The sequence below is a fragment of the Pseudoalteromonas sp. bablab_jr010 genome (assembly GCF_016464105.1).
GTDB classification, from domain to species: domain Bacteria; phylum Pseudomonadota; class Gammaproteobacteria; order Enterobacterales; family Alteromonadaceae; genus Pseudoalteromonas; species Pseudoalteromonas simplex.
Genome location: NZ_JACDWV010000182.1, coordinates 1 through 349, shown reverse-complemented (window position 1 = coordinate 349; position 349 = coordinate 1). Strand labels below are relative to the sequence as shown.

Genomic DNA, 349 nt, shown 5'->3' with positions numbered 1-349 from the left:
CCCAGTGCTTCATGTAACCTGCTTGAAATAACGTATAAATTTGGCGAGCATATTCATTATTATGCAATATCACTGCAATACTTAGCTGAAATACAGATGTTGGTGATACCAACCTTAAAGGTTCACGACTAAAGCGATATCTAAAGCGCTTGAACTTATAGCTTTGTATTGTAAGCATGTAATATCCATAACTTAAACATATATTTAATTTACCTAAATCAAGTAAGTTATCATCTACAAAACTAGCTTGTGCATCCATCTCATAATAATCACATGGAATTGACAACTCTGTATTTAATACCTCCCAGTTAAAGAAAGGCAATTTATCATTGCTAGGTATACCTCTTTT

At 32.7% G+C, this 349-nt stretch carries 1 protein-coding gene; it reads right to left on the bottom strand.

All coding sequences use genetic code 11. The features are described from left to right. Positions 1-286: hypothetical protein (locus JIG37_RS18455; RefSeq protein WP_199530037.1), on the bottom strand; the 286-nt coding region annotated here is incomplete at its 3' end. Positions 287-349 lie beyond the last annotated feature (63 nt).